Raw genomic sequence first — 15,075 nt, 5'->3', positions numbered from 1 at the left:
CTAGACGGCGACGAGCCGGCGCGCGTAGTCGGCCGGATCGAGCGGCCGGCCGAACAGGTAACCCTGCTGCATGTCGCAGCCGATCTGCTGCAGGAACCACGACTGCGCCTCGGTCTCGACGCCTTCCGCGGTGACCTTCATCCCGAGCGAATGCGCCATCGCGACGACGGCCTGCGTGATCGCGACCGAGTCGCGATGATCGGGCACGCCCGACACGAACGAACGGTCGACCTTCAGGTTGTGCAGCGGAAAACGCTTCAGGTACGCGAGCGACGAATAACCGGTGCCGAAGTCGTCGACCGAGATCCGCACGTTCATGTCCGTGAGCGCCTCGAGCATCGGCAGCACGGTGTCCGTGTCGTTCATCAGCAGTCCTTCGGTAATTTCCAGTTCGAGCGCGCCCGGATCGAGCCGCGTCTGTTCGAGGCAGCGGTCGACCGACTCGACGAGCCCCTCGTGGAACTGCCGCGGCGACAGGTTGACCGCCAGCATCAGGTCGGGGGCGATCGTGCGGCGCCATTCGGCGGCTTGCCGGCAGGCCGTTTCGAGCACCCACTGGCCGATCGCGACGATGAGCCCGGTATCTTCCGCGACCGGGATGAATTCCGCCGGCGACATCGGCCCGAGCTCGGGGCTCGTCCAGCGCAGCAGCGCTTCGGCGCCGACCGTGCGGCCGCTGCGCGCGTCGACGACCGGCTGATAGGCGAGCCGCAGCGCATCCGAGGCGATCGCGCGCCGCAGCGACTGCTCGATCGCGAAGCGGCGTTGCAGGCGCAGGTTCAACTGCGCGGTGAAGAACGTGAAGTGGTTGCGGCCGCGCTGCTTCGCGTCGTACATCGCGGAGTCGGCGTTGCGCATCAGCGTGACCGCATCGTCGCCGTCGCGCGGCGCGACGCTGATCCCGATCGACACGCCGAGCCAGTACTCGTTGTTCGCGATCGCGAACGGCTTCGCGATCGTGTCGATCACCTCGCGCGCGAGCACGGCGAGCGCGTCGGGATCGTCGCAGTCGTCGACGAGGATCACGAACTCGTCGCCGCCGACGCGCGTGAGCGCGTGGCGCCCGCCCGCGCACGCCGCGAGGCGCGCCGCGACGCTGCGCAGCAGCGCGTCGCCGGCGTCGTGCCCGGCCGTGTCGTTGACCTTCTTGAAGCCGACGAGATCGATGAACAAGACCGCGACACGCGCGGGCCCGGCCGCCGCATCGCGCGCGCCGAACAGCTCGCGCATCCGGTCGGAGAGCCAGCGCCGGTTGTAGAGGCCCGTCAGCGCGTCGCGCGTCGCCAGGTAGCGCAGCTGCTGCTGTGCTTCACGCACGGGGCCGATGTCGTGAAACGACACCAGCACCGATTCGGGTTGCGTCTCGCCCGGCTTCACGATCGGCACCGCGTTGCCGCGCACCCAGATGACGTCGCCGTCGGCGAGCCCGAAGCCGACCGAGTAGTCGAGCTGCGGCGTGGCCGTGGTCAGCGCGCGCCGGCTCGGCCAGTCGTCGGGCGCGATCGGCGTGCCGTCCTCGTACAGCTTGTACAGGATCACCGTCGACAGCCGGCGGCCGACGAGGTCGCCCTTCGCGCGCATCATCCGGTTCGCGCTCGGATTGCTCGCGACCACCACGCCGTCGGGCGACACGACGAGAATCCCTTCGTTCAGGCTGTTGACGACCAGGCGGTGATGTTCCTCGCTGCGCACGAGCTGCCGCGCGATCCAGTCCTGGTGCACCGCGAGGCCGACGCTGTTGCCGATGTCGCGCAACAGGTCGGTTTCCGCATCGGTGGGCCGGCGCGGCGTCCGGTGATAGACGGCGAACGCGCCGAGCACGTTGCCGGCTTCGTCCAGAAACGGCACCGACCAGCACGCGCGCAGGCCGAACGGCAACGCGAACGAACGAAAGTCGGCCCACAGCGGATCGGTTTCGATGTCGTCGACGGCGACCATCCGGCGCTCGTACATCGCCGTGCCGCACGAACCCGCGGCGGGCCCGATCGACGCCCCGTCGATCGCCGCGCTGTACTGCGCGGGAAGCGACGGCGCGGCGCCGACGCGCACGTGCACGCCGTCCGCGTCGAGCAGCAGGATCGTGCACGAGGCGCCGTCGCCGAGCAGCGCCTCGGCGCGCCGGCAAACCTCGACGAGCAGTTCCGGCAGCGGTGTGTTGCGCGTGATCAGCCTCAGCACGCTCTGCTCGGATGCGAGCACTTCGGCTGCGAGGCCGAGGCTGTAGCGAGAACTTTGCGGTTCGGTATTCGACATGAATCCTGCCGTCAGTTCGACCGGGTCTGATGCGCCCGATTCGTTAGCGATGCTTCGTGCCGTTTTCCGCACCGGGATGACGTCGTGCCCCCGGTGCGTCCCCATTCGGGTGCGCCCCTGATGCGCACCAAAATACATTTAATACCAATCCGTGCAGCCCTGCGCGTCCCTGCGCATCAGGGCTTACGCGCGGTCGCGGCCGGCCTGTCCGGAACCCGATTCGTCTGATTATTACGCCGCCGTCAGTCCTTGCGGATATGTTCGGCGAGGAAGTCGATCAGCAGCCGCGCGCGGGCGGGCGACGACACGGCCAGCCGCGTTCGCGGATACGTGCTTCAATGTCGTTCGAACCGGCGTCGCGCGTTGTCATCACGCCGCGCATCGCGCCTCCCTCGACCGACCTTCACGGAATCCCATGACGAACCCTGCCGACATTAAGGCGCTCGTTTTCGACGTGTTCGGAACGATCGTCGACTGGAGAAACGGCGTCGCGCGCGAAGCCGCCACGTTCCTGGCGCGCCATGCGCCGGATCGCGATCCGTTCGAATTCGCCGATACATGGCGTCGCGAATATGCGCCGTCGATGGAGGAAATCCGCAGCGGGCGCAGGCGCTACGTGCGGCTCGACGTGCTGCATCGGGAGAACCTCGTGCGCACGCTCGACCGCTACGGGATCGACGGCGTGCCCGACGCGGAGATCGACGCGCTCAACCTCGCGTGGCACCGGCTCGATCCATGGCCCGATTCCGTCGCGGCGCTGCAGCGGCTGAAGCAGCGCTACATCATCGCGCCGCTGTCGAACGGCAACATCCGGCTGATGATCGACGTCGCGAAACACGGCGGCCTGCCGTGGGACGCGATTCTCGGCGCCGAAGTCGCGCACGCGTACAAGCCGTCGCCGAAGGTCTACACCGAAGCGGTCGAGATTCTCGGTGTCGAGCCGGCCGAGGTTTGCCTGGTCGCCGCGCACAACGGCGATCTGGCCGCCGCGCGGCAACTGGGGTTCGCGACCGCGTTCGTGCTGCGGCCGACCGAACACGGGCCGAACCAGACGACGGATCTGAAAGCCGACGGCGCGTGGGATTTCGACGTCAAGAACCTGCACCAACTCGCGGACCGGCTCGGCTGTCCGGGTTGACGCACGGCCGCGTGCCCGGAAAACGATCACGATATGAACGCACGGATCGTCATCGCGGCCCGGTTGCGTTCGTCGTCGCCGATCGACACGGGACGGATCGCCCGTGACGCACCGCCGCGCTCAATCGCCGACGAATCGCACTTGCTCCGACTCCCCCATCAGCAATGCCCGGTTCGCGTCCGCCGCCGCGCGCAGGTAATCCCATAGCGCCGTCACGCGGCGCAGCTTGCGCAGGTCCTCGCGACACGTCAGCCAGAAGCACCGCGTGACCACCACGTCGTCCGGCAGCACCGGCACCAGCGCCGGCTGCGTGGCCGCCATGAAGCACGGCAGGATCGCGAGCGCGCCGCCCTGCAGCGCCGCGAACACCTGCGCGATCACGCTCGTCGTGCGCAATCCGGCGGTCGCGCCGGGCACCGCGCGCTCCAGATACAGCAGCTCGCTGCTGAACGCGAGATCGTCGACGTAGCTGATGAACGCATGCCGCGCGAGATCGTCGGTGCACGTGATCGGCGCGTGACTCGCCAGATAGTCGCGCGTCGCATAGAGCCGCAACTGGTAATCGCACAGCTTCGTGACCACGTAAGGCCCGCGTTCGGGCCGCTCGAGCGTGATCGCCAGATCGGCCTCGCGCTTCGGCAGGTTGACGAAATGCGGGACCGGCAGCAGATCGACCGTCACGTGCGGATGCGCGACGCGAAACCGCGCAAGCTGCGGCGCGAGGAAAAAGCAGCCGAACCCTTCGGTCGACCCGATCCGCACGTGGCCCGACAGCGCCTCGCCGGTATTGGCGACCTGGTCGCACGCGGACTGTACGGTCGTCTCCATCGCGTCCGCATACGCGACGAGCCGCTGCCCCTCGGCCGTCAGCGTGAAGCCGCCGGAGCGCGACTTGTCGAACAGCAGCGTGCCCATCGCGGCCTCGAGCGCGCGAATGCGCCGCGCGACCGTCGTGTAGTCGACCCCGAGCCGCTTCGCCGCCCCGCTCGCGCGCTGCGTGCGGGCGACTTCGAGGAAGAAGCGCAGATCGTCCCAGTTCAGGTTGCCGGAAACCGGCTCGGTGGCATGTCGCATCGGCGGGAAAAAGGGCAGGAGTCTCCGGGCCGGCCGTCGATATGCATAAATGCACATCCAACCGGTTTTCTTGTCGGTACATCGTGGATCCGCGCATAACTATACTCGACCGTGACCTGCGGACCATGAGCCGCGGGCAATAAATACGGAGACACCATGCAGACGCGATCCACCCTCGATGAGCATGCCGCCGTCGCAACGCCGGCCCCCGCCCGCACCGCGAGGCACTACCTGCTGGCCGGCTGGGCCAGCATGGCCGGCACCACGATCGAGTGGTACGACTTCTTCCTCTACGGCACCGCCGCCGCGCTCGTGTTCAACCGCATCTTCTTCCCGTCGCTGGACCCCGTCGTCGGCACGCTCGCCGCGTTCGGCACGTTCGCGGTCGGCTTCATCGGGCGGCCGATGGGCGGCATCGTGTTCGGCCACTTCGGCGACCGCATCGGCCGCAAGTCGATGCTGATGATCACGCTGCTGCTGATGGGCGTGCCGAGCATGATCATCGGGCTGATCCCGTCGTACGACCGCATCGGCTACTGGGCCGCCGCCCTGCTGATCGCGATGCGCTTCCTGCAGGGGATGGCGGTCGGCGGCGAATGGGGCGGCGCGGTGCTGATGGCCGTCGAGCACGCGCCGAAGGGCCGCAAGGGGCTGTTCGGCAGCCTGCCGCAGACGGGTGTCGGGCTCGGGCTGATCCTGTCGTCGGTCGCGATGGCCGCGGTGGCCGCGCTGCCCGAAGCGGACATGCTGTCGTGGGGCTGGCGCGTGCCGTTCCTCGCGAGCATCGCGCTCGTCGGCCTCGGCTGGTTCATCCGCGCGAAGGTGCCCGAGTCGCCGGACTTCGAGAAGATGCAGCGCCAGGGCAAGGCCGAGAAGTCGCCGGTGACGGCCGCGCTGCGTCGCCATCCGCGCGAGGTGCTGACGATCGTCGGCGCGCGCGCCGCCGAGAACACGTGGTTCTACATGGTCGTCACGTTTGCGCTCGCCTATGCAACGCAGCAGCTGCATCTGCCGAAGGCCGACATGCTGCACGCGATCACGGCCGGCGCGGCGCTGTCGCTCGTCACGATGCCGCTGTGCGGGCATCTGAGCGACCGCATCGGCCAGCGCCGGATGTTCGCGATCGGCCTCGTGCTGATGTGCGCGTTCGCCGCGCCGTTCTTCATGATGCTCGGCACGCAGCAGACGTCGACCGCATGGTGGGCGATCGTGCTCGGCCTCGGCGTCGTGTTCCCGATTCTTTATGCACCGGAGTCGCTGCTGTTCGCGCAGCAGTTCCCGGCGGAGATCCGCTACAGCGGCATCTCGTTGTCGGTGCAGCTCGCCGGCGTGATCGGCGGCGGCTTCGCGCCGATGATCGCGACGTCGCTGCTCAAAGCGGGCGGCGGCCAGCCGCACTACGTGATCGCGTACCTCGTCGGCTTCGGCGTGTTCGCGCTCGCGTGCACCGCACTGATGCGTCCGGCACGGACGTAACGCATCGACGCCCGCCGGCCCGGCTTTACCTGGTTTCCATTCGACCTGCCGTCCGCCGTGGCCGAACGCGCGACGGACGCAGGGCACCCATTTTCTTCGCACCACCGTTTCCGGAGAGTTCCATGAACGCCGCAGTTCCCCAGACCACCCTCGCCCTGCCCACCGCCAAGCTGCTGATCGACGGCGCGTTCGTCGATTCGCAAAGCGCCGAATGGGGCGACATCGTCAACCCCGCGACGCAGGAAGCGATCGGCCGCGTGCCGTACGCGACGCTCGACGAGGTCGATGCCGCGATCGCGTCCGCGCAGCGCGCGTTCCAGACCTGGAAGACGACGCCGATCGGCGCGCGGCTGCGCATCATGCTGAAGTTCCAGGATCTGGTGCGCCGCAATCTCGAACGGATCGCGCACACGCTGACGGCCGAGCAAGGCAAGACGCTGCCCGATGCGCAGGGCGACATCTTCCGCGGCCTCGAAGTGGTCGAGCACGCATGCTCGATCGGCACGCTGCAGCAAGGCGAGTTCGCGGAGAACGTCGCGGGCGGCGTCGACACCTACACGCTGCGCCAGCCGATCGGCGTGTGCGCGGGCATCACGCCGTTCAACTTCCCCGGCATGATCCCGCTGTGGATGTTCCCGATGGCGATCGTGTGCGGCAACACGTTCGTGCTGAAACCGTCCGAGCAGGACCCGCTGTCGACGATGCAGCTCGTCGAGCTCGCGATCGAGGCCGGCGTGCCGAAGGGCGTGCTGAACGTCGTGCACGGCGGCAAGACGGTGGTCGACCGCCTCTGCACGCACCCGGACATCAAGGCGATCTCGTTCGTCGGCTCGACGCGCGTCGGCACGCACGTGTACAACCTCGGCAGCCAGCACGGCAAGCGCGTGCAGTCGATGATGGGCGCGAAGAATCACGCGGTCGTGCTGCCGGATGCGCATCGCGAGCAGTCGATCAACGCGCTGGTCGGCGCGGGCTTCGGCGCGGCCGGCCAGCGCTGCATGGCGACGTCGGTCGTCGTGCTGGTCGGCAAGGCGCGCGACTGGCTGCCCGATCTGGTCGAGAAGGCGAAGGCGCTGAAGGTCAACGCCGGCGCGGAAGCCGGCACGGACGTCGGCCCGGTCGTGTCGAAGGCGGCGAAGGCGCGCATCCTGTCGCTGATCGACGCGGGCGTGAAGGAAGGCGCGACGCTGCTGCTCGACGGCCGCGACGTGAAGGTGCCCGGCTACGAGCACGGCAACTTCGTCGGCCCGACGATCTTCTCGGGCGTGACGACCGACATGTCGATCTACACGGAAGAAATCTTCGGGCCGGTGGTGGTCGTGCTCGAAGCCGACACGCTCGACGACGCGATCGCGCTCGTCAACGCGAACCCGATGGGCAACGGCGTCGGCCTGTTCACGCAGAGCGGCGCGGCCGCGCGCAAGTTCCAGAGCGAAATCGACGTCGGCCAGGTCGGCATCAACATCCCGATCCCGGTGCCGGTCCCCTACTTCAGCTTCACGGGCTCGCGCGGCTCGAAGCTCGGCGATCTCGGCCCGTACGGCAAGCAGGTCGTGCAGTTCTACACGCAGACGAAGACGGTCACCGCGCGCTGGTTCGACGACGACGCGACGGCCGGCGGCGTGAACACGACGATCGCGTTGCGCTGAGCGTGAAGCATGGGACCGGGCTAAGCGCTGAAGCGCCAAGTTCGGTCGACCGCGAAGCATGGGACCGGACTAAGCGCTGAAGCGCCAAGTCCAGTCGACCGCAAAGCATGGGACCGGACTAAGCGCTGAAGCGCTAAGTCCGGTCGACCGCGAAGCATGGGACCGGACTAAGCGCTGAAGCGCTAAGTCCGGTCGACACAGGAGCCTGTACATGGAAATTGCATTCATCGGACTCGGCAACATGGGCGGCCCCATGGCCGCCAACCTGCTCAAGGCCGGCCACACGCTGACGGTATTCGACCTCGATGCGAACGCGGTCGACGCCGCCGTGCATGCGGGCGCGACGGCGGCCGCGTCGCCGCGTGACGCGGCCGCCCGCGCGTCGCTGGTAATCACGATGCTGCCGGCCGCGCAGCACGTGCGCGCGGTTTATCTCGGCGACGACGGCGTGCTGGCCGGCGCGCGCGCCGGCGCGACGTTCGTCGACTGCAGCACGATCGATCCGGACACCGTGCGCGCATTGGCCGACGCCGCCGCGCAGCGCGACTTCCCGCTCGCCGATGCGCCGGTGTCGGGCGGCACCGGCGGCGCGCAGGCCGGCACGCTGACCTTCATGGTCGGCGCGGAAGGCGCGCTGTTCGAGCGCATCCGCCCGGTGCTGCTCGACATGGGGAAGAACGTCGTGCATTGCGGCGGCACGGGCACCGGGCAGATCGCGAAGATCTGCAACAACCTGCTGCTCGGGATCTCGATGATGGGCGTGTCGGAAGCGATGGCGCTCGGCGCCGCGCTCGGCATCGATCCGGCCGTGCTGGCCGGCATCATCAACACGTCGACCGGCCGCTGCTGGAGCTCGGACGCGTATAACCCGTACCCGGGCGTGAACGACGCGGCGCCCGCCGCGCGCGGCTACTCGGGCGGTTTCGCCGCGAACCTGATGCTGAAGGATCTCGGGCTCGCGACCGAAGCCGCGCGCAGCGCACGTCAGCCGGTATGGATGGGTGCGCTCGCGCAGCAGCTTTATCAGTCGATGAGCCAGCAAGGGCTCGGCACGCTCGACTTCTCCGCGTGCGTGAAGCTGTACGAGGCGCAGCCCGCGTAACGCGGCCGACGGGCGTGCGTCGACCCGCGATGCCCGTCAACGGCATCGCGGGTCGATTCACTTCCGGAGCAGCACGGGCGTGGCAGCCACGGCCGCGCGGGCGACGCGGCGCTTATCCGCGCGGGTTCGACGCCGTCTCGAAGGTCGGATGGCACTCGAACGCGAGTTCCGAGCGCGCGTCGACGCGGCGGCCGCCGGTCACCGACTCCTGCTTCAGGCTCGCGCGCATGCCGCGCTGCGTGCAGTAGTTGGTCGCTTCGTTGACGGCTTTTTCATGGGCGTCGGCCCACGTCGTCGACACGCCGAGCGTGCGCGTCGTCACGGTGAAGACGTTCGGGTTCGACGTCGTGGTCACGTCGGAGGCGGTCGAACACGCGGCGAGCAAGCATGCAGCGGCCGCGATGGTCAACCCTCGCAGGGATCGAAAAGGTACTGGGATGGACATGGGGGGCAAGCGCACGTCGATTCGACGGCATTGAGCAACATAGGCGATAGTATGCCTGCCCGATTGCCGGAGATCATGCCCTTTTCGGTGAACACATTGTTTCGAATGGTTAAACGATGGGTGTCCGCGGCAAGATTTACGGGGCCGCGGCGCGTCCGGCGTTGCCGCCGCACCTCCGCCACACGGGCGCCCTCGCCCATTCCGTCGCGCGGGCACATCGCTTGCGGCATCCATGCGCCCGCCGCCCCGGCGGACGGCAATTCCTTCCTTCAATCCGGCGCTGCGTACCGCGCGATGCCTCGCGCGGCGACACCGCATCGCAATCAGGTTCCCTGAATGAGAGGACGACAATGAAATCCATTCGAACAATAGCAGCCCTGTGCTCGGTCGTTTCCATGCTCGCGGCATGCGGCGGAGACGGCAACGACGTCGGCACCGAACTCGGCATCTCGAAACCGCAGGCGCGCTTCATCAACGCGGTGCCGGCCGGCCCCAATCTCGATTACTACCTGAATGCGAAGGTCGACGCGTCGGGTGTCGCGTACAAGGGCGTCACCCGCTATCACGACATCGACTCGGGCACGCAGACCGTCAGCTACGACGTGTCGGGAACGACCACGACCGTCGCGTCGCAGTCGTTCGGCGCGGCGAACGGCCATCACTACACCACGATCGCGTTGCCGAGCACGTCGTCGGCGATTTCGGTGATCGACGATCCGTTCGACAAGAAGCTGCTGTCCGACAAGGCGCGCGTGCGCAGCTTCAACGCGTCGCCGAACGCGCAGAACGTCGACGTGTACGTCGTGCCTCCCGGCACCGACATCAACGCGCAAAGCCCGACGCTGGCGGGCGCCGCGTATCAGAACGCCGTGCCGGCATCCGGGCAGGATTCGGTCTACCTGAACGGCGGCAGCTACCAGGTGATCGTCACGACGGCCGGCAGCAAGTCGCCGATCCTGAAGACCGCACCCGTGAGCATCAACAACAATGCCGACTGGCTGCTGGTGACGATTCCGTCGGGCGGCATCGGCGACGTGACGCCGAACGACGTCCACGTGCTCGTCGCGCAAGGCAACGATGCGGACACGTCCGCGCAGGAACTCGGCCCGCAGTAACGGCCGTCGGCGGACCGCCGGCCGGCGGTCCGCCTCGCGTCCATCGATACGTCAGTCGGTCCGCTCGAGGCGGATCACGTGCTCGGCCCGCGTGCCGTCGCCGTGCTCGACATCGACGTCGCCGACATGGCGGACGCGCCAGCCCGGCCGCGTCGCGATTTGCGGCATGTTGCCGCCCGGGCGGCTCTCGATCCCGCCGAGCCCTTCGTCGGGCGTGTCGACCGCGTCGTCGAGCGACGCGTTCGAATAAATCACGTTGTCGTGCCATTCGGTCGCGCCCGCACGCGCCTCCAGGCCCTTGCCGTCGACGTCGACCGTGTTGTCCGTCATCGCCATGTTGGCGTTGTCGAGCGTGACGATCCGGCCGGCCGCGCGACGCACGGGGTCGCCGCTGTCGACCGCATGCGCGTCGACGTCGATCGGCGGCAGGCCGGTCGGCGTTTTCGCCGCGACCGCCTCCGGCGTCAGCGGATGCTTCGCGACTTCGGCTGCCTGGGTCGCCGCATCCGGCATGTCGCCGGCCGCCGGCGTCTTCACCGGGCTCTTCCGGATCTGTTCCCGCTGCTGTTCCGGGGTTGGGTTCGATTCCGCGTTCTGCATCGCACCTCCTGTTCCCGACGGCGCGCGCCGGCATGACGCGGCCGGCGCCGCTCCGGGAATCGCTACAACGGTCCTTGCAAATCTTTCACGCGCAGCGCGCCGCCCGCGCACGTCCTGCGACGCACGTGCCGAGCGGCATGGCGTGACGGCGGCGCACGGGCAATCCGCCCGCGCACGCCGCCCGCTCCCGCGATCAACCGCCGCTTGCGCCCGTCGGCGCGGATGCCGCGCCCGGCATGCTCGCCGCGCCGCCGGCCGTGCCGCTGCCCGGCATGCCCGACGGTGCGGTGGACGGCGCCGGCGCCATGCCGCCGGTGGCGCTCGTGTCCGAACTCGCGCCGGTGCCGGTGTCGCTCTTTTTCTGACAACCCGCACCCGCCGCCAGACCGGCGATCAGGATGCCGGCGAAGACGGCCCGCGATACGTGACGAATGGAATATCGCTGCATGACACCTCCGCTGATGTCGATGTGGATGGAGCCCTTCAATACGCAATTCGCGTGCCGCGCGGTCGATCCATCCCCATTCATTTTTCAAATGACGCTCAGCCGAATATTTAATTTCCCATCGCCGCGCCCGCCGCCCATACTCGCGAACAAATCCGAGACATAACGTCCACGGCGGCCGGCCCGCGCTGCGTGCACACGCTGCCGGTTCGCGCCCCGCACATGGAAGGAGACAAGGCGTGCAACTGGAAGCCATCCACCGCGCGGGCATCGTGCCCGGCGCGCACGACGCACTGCATCGAACCGATACGGCCGCGCGCGATCCCGCGTTGAGCCCGCGGCTGCACAACGCCGACCTCGCGCCGACCAAGGCCGAGGGCCGCACCTGGGGCCGCTACAGCATCTTTGCGCTCTGGACCAACGACGTGCACAACATCGCGAACTACTCGTTCGCAATCGGCCTGTTCGCGCTCGGCCTGTCGGGCTGGCAGATGCTCGCGTCGCTCGCGATCGGCGCCGTGCTCGTGTATTGCTTCATGAACCTCACCGGCTACATGGGCCAGAAGACCGGCGTGCCGTTCCCGGTGATCAGCCGGATGAGCTTCGGCATCTACGGCGCGCTCTTGCCCGCGATGATCCGCGCGGTGATCGCCATCGCATGGTTCGGAATCCAGACCTATCTCGCATCGGTCGTGCTGCGCGTGCTGCTCACCGCGATCTGGCCGGGCCTCGCCGCCTTCGATCACGATGCGATCCTCGGGCTGTCGACGCTCGGCTGGATCACGTTCGTCGCGATCTGGCTGGTTCAGATCGGCATCCTGACTTACGGCATGGAGATGGTCCGCAAGTACGAGGGGCTCGCCGGCCCGGTCATTCTCGTCACGACGCTGTCGCTCGCCGCGTGGATGTTCAGCCGCACCGGCGGCCATCTCGCGATGTCGATCGGCAAGCCGATGACCGGCCTGAAGATGTGGACCGAGGTGTTCGCGGGCGGCTCGCTGTGGCTCGCGATCTACGGCACGCTGGTGCTCAACTTCTGCGATTTCGCGCGCTCGTCGCCGAGTGCGAAGACGGTGCGGGTCGGCAACTTCTGGGGCCTGCCGGTGAACATCGTGGTGTTCGCGGCGATCAGCTTCGTGCTCGCGGGCGCGCAGTTCAAGCTGAACGGCCAGATCATCCACAGCCCGACGGAAATCATCGCGACGGTGCCGAACAAGCTGTTCCTCGTGCTCGGCTGCCTCGCGTTCCTGATCGTGACGGTCGCGGTGAACATCATGGCGAACTTCGTCGCACCGGCCTTCGTGCTGACGAGCCTCGCGCCGCACCGCCTGACGTTCCGCCGCGCGGGCCTGATCAGCGCGACGGTCGCGGTGCTGATCCTGCCGTGGAACCTGTACAACAGCCCGATCGTGATCGTCTACTTCCTGTCCGGCCTCGGCGCGCTGCTCGGCCCGCTGTACGGGATCATCACGGTCGACTACTGGCTGGTGCGCAAGCAGCGCGTGAACGTGCCGGATCTCTATACCGAAGCGCCGACCGGCGCCTATTTCCATACGCGCGGCGTGAACCGCAAGGCGCTCGCGGCCCTGGTGCCGTCCGCGCTGATCTCGATCGCGCTCGCCGTCGTGCCGGCCTTCGGCGCGATGACGCCGTTCTCCTGGCTGCTCGGCGCGGCCGTCGCGGGCGGCGTGTACTGGCTGACGGCCGATCGCAAACGGCAATACGAGGAGCGCTCGGGCGAACACATCGCGGTCGCCTGCGCCCGACACTGAACGCAGCATACGGAGTGCACCGATGAGAATCCTGGTAGTCAACGTCAACACGACCGAATCGATCACCGACGCCATCGCCGCGCAGGCGCGCGCCGCCGCGTCGCCCGGCACGGAGATCGTCGGGCTGACGCCGCGCTTCGGCGCGGAGTCGGTCGAGGGCAACTTCGAGAGCTACCTCGCGGCGATCGCCGTGATGGACCGCGTGTTGAGCTACGACGAGCCGTACGACGCGGTGATCCAGGCCGGCTACGGCGAACACGGCCGCGAAGGGCTGCAGGAACTGCTGACGGTGCCCGTCGTCGACATCACCGAAGCGGCCGCGAGCGTCGCGATGCTGCTCGGCCACCGCTATTCGGTCGTCACGACGCTCGACCGCACGGTGCCGCTGATCGAGGATCGCCTGAAGCTCGCCGGGCTCGATGCGCGCTGCGCATCGGTGCGCGCGAGCGGTCTCGCGGTGCTCGAACTCGAGGAGAACCCGGCCCGCGCGATCGAGTCGATCGTCGACCAGGCCGCGCGCGCGGTGAAGGACGATCACGCGGAAGTGATCTGCCTCGGCTGCGGCGGGATGGCCGGCCTCGACCGGCAGATCGAGGAATGCACGGGCGTGCCGGTCGTCGACGGCGTGTCGGCCGCGGTCGCGCTTGCCGAATCGCTGGTGCGCCTGAAGCTGAAGACGTCGAAGGTCCGCACGTATGCGCCGCCGCGTCCGAAGCGGATCGTCGGCTGGCCGGGCACCTTCGCCAAATGACGGGCCGCGCGAACGCGTAGCGCCATGCGGGACGCACCGGAGCCGAACGGCGTTGCCCTCGACGCGTCCGACGCAACGGGCGCGCTCGACGTGCTGGACGCGCGGCTGATGCGCATCCTGCTCGTGCTGCTGACCGAGCGCACCGTGTCGCGCGCGGCCGTGCGGCTGAACATGTCGCAGCCGGCGACGAGCGCCGCGCTCAAGCGCCTGCGCACGCTGCTCGGCGATCCGCTGCTGGTACGCAGCCGCTACGGGATGGTGCCGACCGAGTTCGGCGCGCGGCTGATCGAGCCGCTGCGCAACGCGCTGCGCGTGATCGACTTCATCCGCATCCAGCAGCCGACCTTCGACGCGCGCACGTCGGTGCGCACTTACCGGATCGGCTGCCCCGACTACCTGAACGTGCTGTTCGTGCCGAAGCTCGTCGCGCTGTTCCGCGAACGCGCACCGAACGCGCAGCTCGTGTTTCATCCGCTCGGCGACGGCTTCGACGACGAACGGGCACTCGCCGACGGCGAGCTCGACGTCGTGATCGACAACCGCCCTGCCCGCTCGTCGCGGTTCCGGCAGGACGACCTGTTCGACGATCGCGTCGTGTGCCTGATGCGCGCGACGCATCCGCTCGCGCGGCGCGGCGCGATGACGGCCGCCGACTTCGCGCAGGCGCCGCAACTGTGCCCGACGCCGTCGTGGCTCGAAGCGTCCGGCGCGATCGACCGGCAGCTCGAACGCGTCGGCCTGCAACGGCGGATCGTCGTCACGCTGCCGCACTTCGAACTCGCCGCGCACGCGCTGGTGCGCTCCGATCTGATCCTGACCACCACGTACCGGCTCGCGCGCCACTACGCGAAGCTGCTGCCGCTCGGCACGGTCGCGCTGCCGGCCGAGCCGCCCGACATCGTGTATCGGATGACGTGCAACGAATCGGGACCGTGCGTCGACGGTGTGCGCTGGCTGCGCGGGCTGATCGCCGAGGCGACGCGCGGCTGGCTCGATGCGGAGGCCGCACGGCCGGCCGTTGCGGCGGTCGCCGCGAACGCGAACGCGGATGCGGACGCGCGAACGAACGCGCCGATCGCCGATGCCCCGCCCGAGCCGACGCGGCGCACACGCCGCCGGCAGGCGACGCACTGCGGTGCATCGCAGCGATCGCACGTCGCGCGCGCGGCGCGCATCCATCGCCTCGCGATGAAATCGCGCTGAACCGCGGGCTCGACGACGCCGCGTCGTCGCGTGCAACGGGAAGCGCGTCGCT

Annotated in this window: 13 protein-coding genes; 8 read left to right on the top strand and 5 right to left on the bottom strand. The window is 68.5% G+C overall.

The genetic code is table 11. From position 1 onward, the window contains the following. Entirely contained in the window at positions 1–2,253 is a 2,253-nt protein-coding gene (locus WS45_RS12210) for a putative bifunctional diguanylate cyclase/phosphodiesterase (RefSeq protein ID WP_059689830.1), read from the bottom strand. Between the two features lie 415 nt (positions 2,254–2,668). Here WS45_RS12210 and WS45_RS12205 point away from each other — a divergent pair, with 415 nt between their 5' ends. Beyond that, positions 2,669–3,391 carry a haloacid dehalogenase type II gene (locus tag WS45_RS12205; protein WP_059700022.1) on the top strand — a complete coding sequence of 241 codons (723 nt, stop codon included), beginning with the start codon at positions 2,669–2,671 and terminating at the stop codon, positions 3,389–3,391. Between the two features lie 120 nt (positions 3,392–3,511). Here WS45_RS12205 and WS45_RS12200 read toward each other — a convergent pair whose 3' ends face one another. After that, the gene (locus WS45_RS12200; protein WP_059700020.1) at positions 3,512–4,465 is read right to left on the bottom strand and encodes a LysR family transcriptional regulator; all 954 of its coding nucleotides are present in this window, start codon (positions 4,463–4,465) and stop codon (positions 3,512–3,514) included. Between the two features lie 156 nt (positions 4,466–4,621). On the opposite strand from WS45_RS12200, the gene WS45_RS12195 reads away from it, so the two are divergent. The 3 genes from WS45_RS12195 to mmsB all read left to right on the top strand — a co-directional run bounded on the left by WS45_RS12195 (position 4,622) and on the right by mmsB (position 8,692). Beyond that, positions 4,622–5,941 (top strand): MFS transporter, encoded by a 1,320-nt coding sequence (locus WS45_RS12195; RefSeq protein WP_059700018.1) that lies wholly within the window; start codon positions 4,622–4,624, stop codon positions 5,939–5,941. Positions 5,942–6,063: 122 nt separating this feature from the next. Next, entirely contained in the window at positions 6,064–7,590 is a 1,527-nt protein-coding gene (locus tag WS45_RS12190) for a CoA-acylating methylmalonate-semialdehyde dehydrogenase (RefSeq protein WP_059524883.1), read from the top strand. 211 nt (positions 7,591–7,801) lie between these two features. Then, positions 7,802–8,692, top strand: coding sequence for a 3-hydroxyisobutyrate dehydrogenase (mmsB, locus tag WS45_RS12185; protein WP_059700016.1), 891 nt, complete (start codon positions 7,802–7,804; stop codon positions 8,690–8,692). 112 nt (positions 8,693–8,804) lie between these two features. On the opposite strand, the gene WS45_RS12180 is transcribed toward mmsB, so the two are convergent. After that, positions 8,805–9,137 (bottom strand): hypothetical protein, encoded by a 333-nt coding sequence (locus WS45_RS12180; protein ID WP_059524879.1) that lies wholly within the window; start codon positions 9,135–9,137, stop codon positions 8,805–8,807. Between the two features lie 350 nt (positions 9,138–9,487). Here WS45_RS12180 and WS45_RS12175 point away from each other — a divergent pair, with 350 nt between their 5' ends. Continuing rightward, entirely contained in the window at positions 9,488–10,252 is a 765-nt protein-coding gene (locus WS45_RS12175; protein WP_059524878.1) for a DUF4397 domain-containing protein, read from the top strand. A 51-nt stretch (positions 10,253–10,303) separates the two neighbouring features. On the opposite strand, the gene WS45_RS12170 is transcribed toward WS45_RS12175, so the two are convergent. After that, positions 10,304–10,852, bottom strand: a complete 549-nt coding sequence (locus WS45_RS12170) for a DUF3005 domain-containing protein (protein ID WP_059689821.1) — start codon at positions 10,850–10,852, stop codon at positions 10,304–10,306. 193 nt (positions 10,853–11,045) lie between these two features. Then, on the bottom strand, positions 11,046–11,300 hold the full coding sequence (locus WS45_RS12165) for a hypothetical protein (RefSeq protein ID WP_059524876.1): 255 nt from the start codon (positions 11,298–11,300) through the stop codon (positions 11,046–11,048). 236 nt (positions 11,301–11,536) lie between these two features. Here WS45_RS12165 and WS45_RS12160 point away from each other — a divergent pair, with 236 nt between their 5' ends. The 3 genes from WS45_RS12160 to WS45_RS12150 are packed head-to-tail and all read left to right on the top strand — an operon-like array spanning position 11,537 to position 15,023. Further along, positions 11,537–13,069, top strand: coding sequence for an NCS1 family nucleobase:cation symporter-1 (locus WS45_RS12160; RefSeq protein WP_082721904.1), 1,533 nt, complete (start codon positions 11,537–11,539; stop codon positions 13,067–13,069). 22 nt (positions 13,070–13,091) lie between these two features. Further along, positions 13,092–13,820, top strand: coding sequence for an aspartate/glutamate racemase family protein (locus WS45_RS12155; protein WP_059524874.1), 729 nt, complete (start codon positions 13,092–13,094; stop codon positions 13,818–13,820). A gap of 24 nt (positions 13,821–13,844) precedes the next feature. Next, positions 13,845–15,023, top strand: a complete 1,179-nt coding sequence (locus WS45_RS12150) for a LysR substrate-binding domain-containing protein (protein ID WP_059700014.1) — start codon at positions 13,845–13,847, stop codon at positions 15,021–15,023. Positions 15,024–15,075 lie beyond the last annotated feature (52 nt).

The organism is Burkholderia sp. RF2-non_BP3, from assembly GCF_001522185.1.
GTDB lineage: Bacteria > Pseudomonadota > Gammaproteobacteria > Burkholderiales > Burkholderiaceae > Burkholderia > Burkholderia diffusa.
The sequence above is the reverse complement of the archived record's forward strand: the minus strand, read 5'-3'. Positions and strand labels throughout refer to the sequence as shown.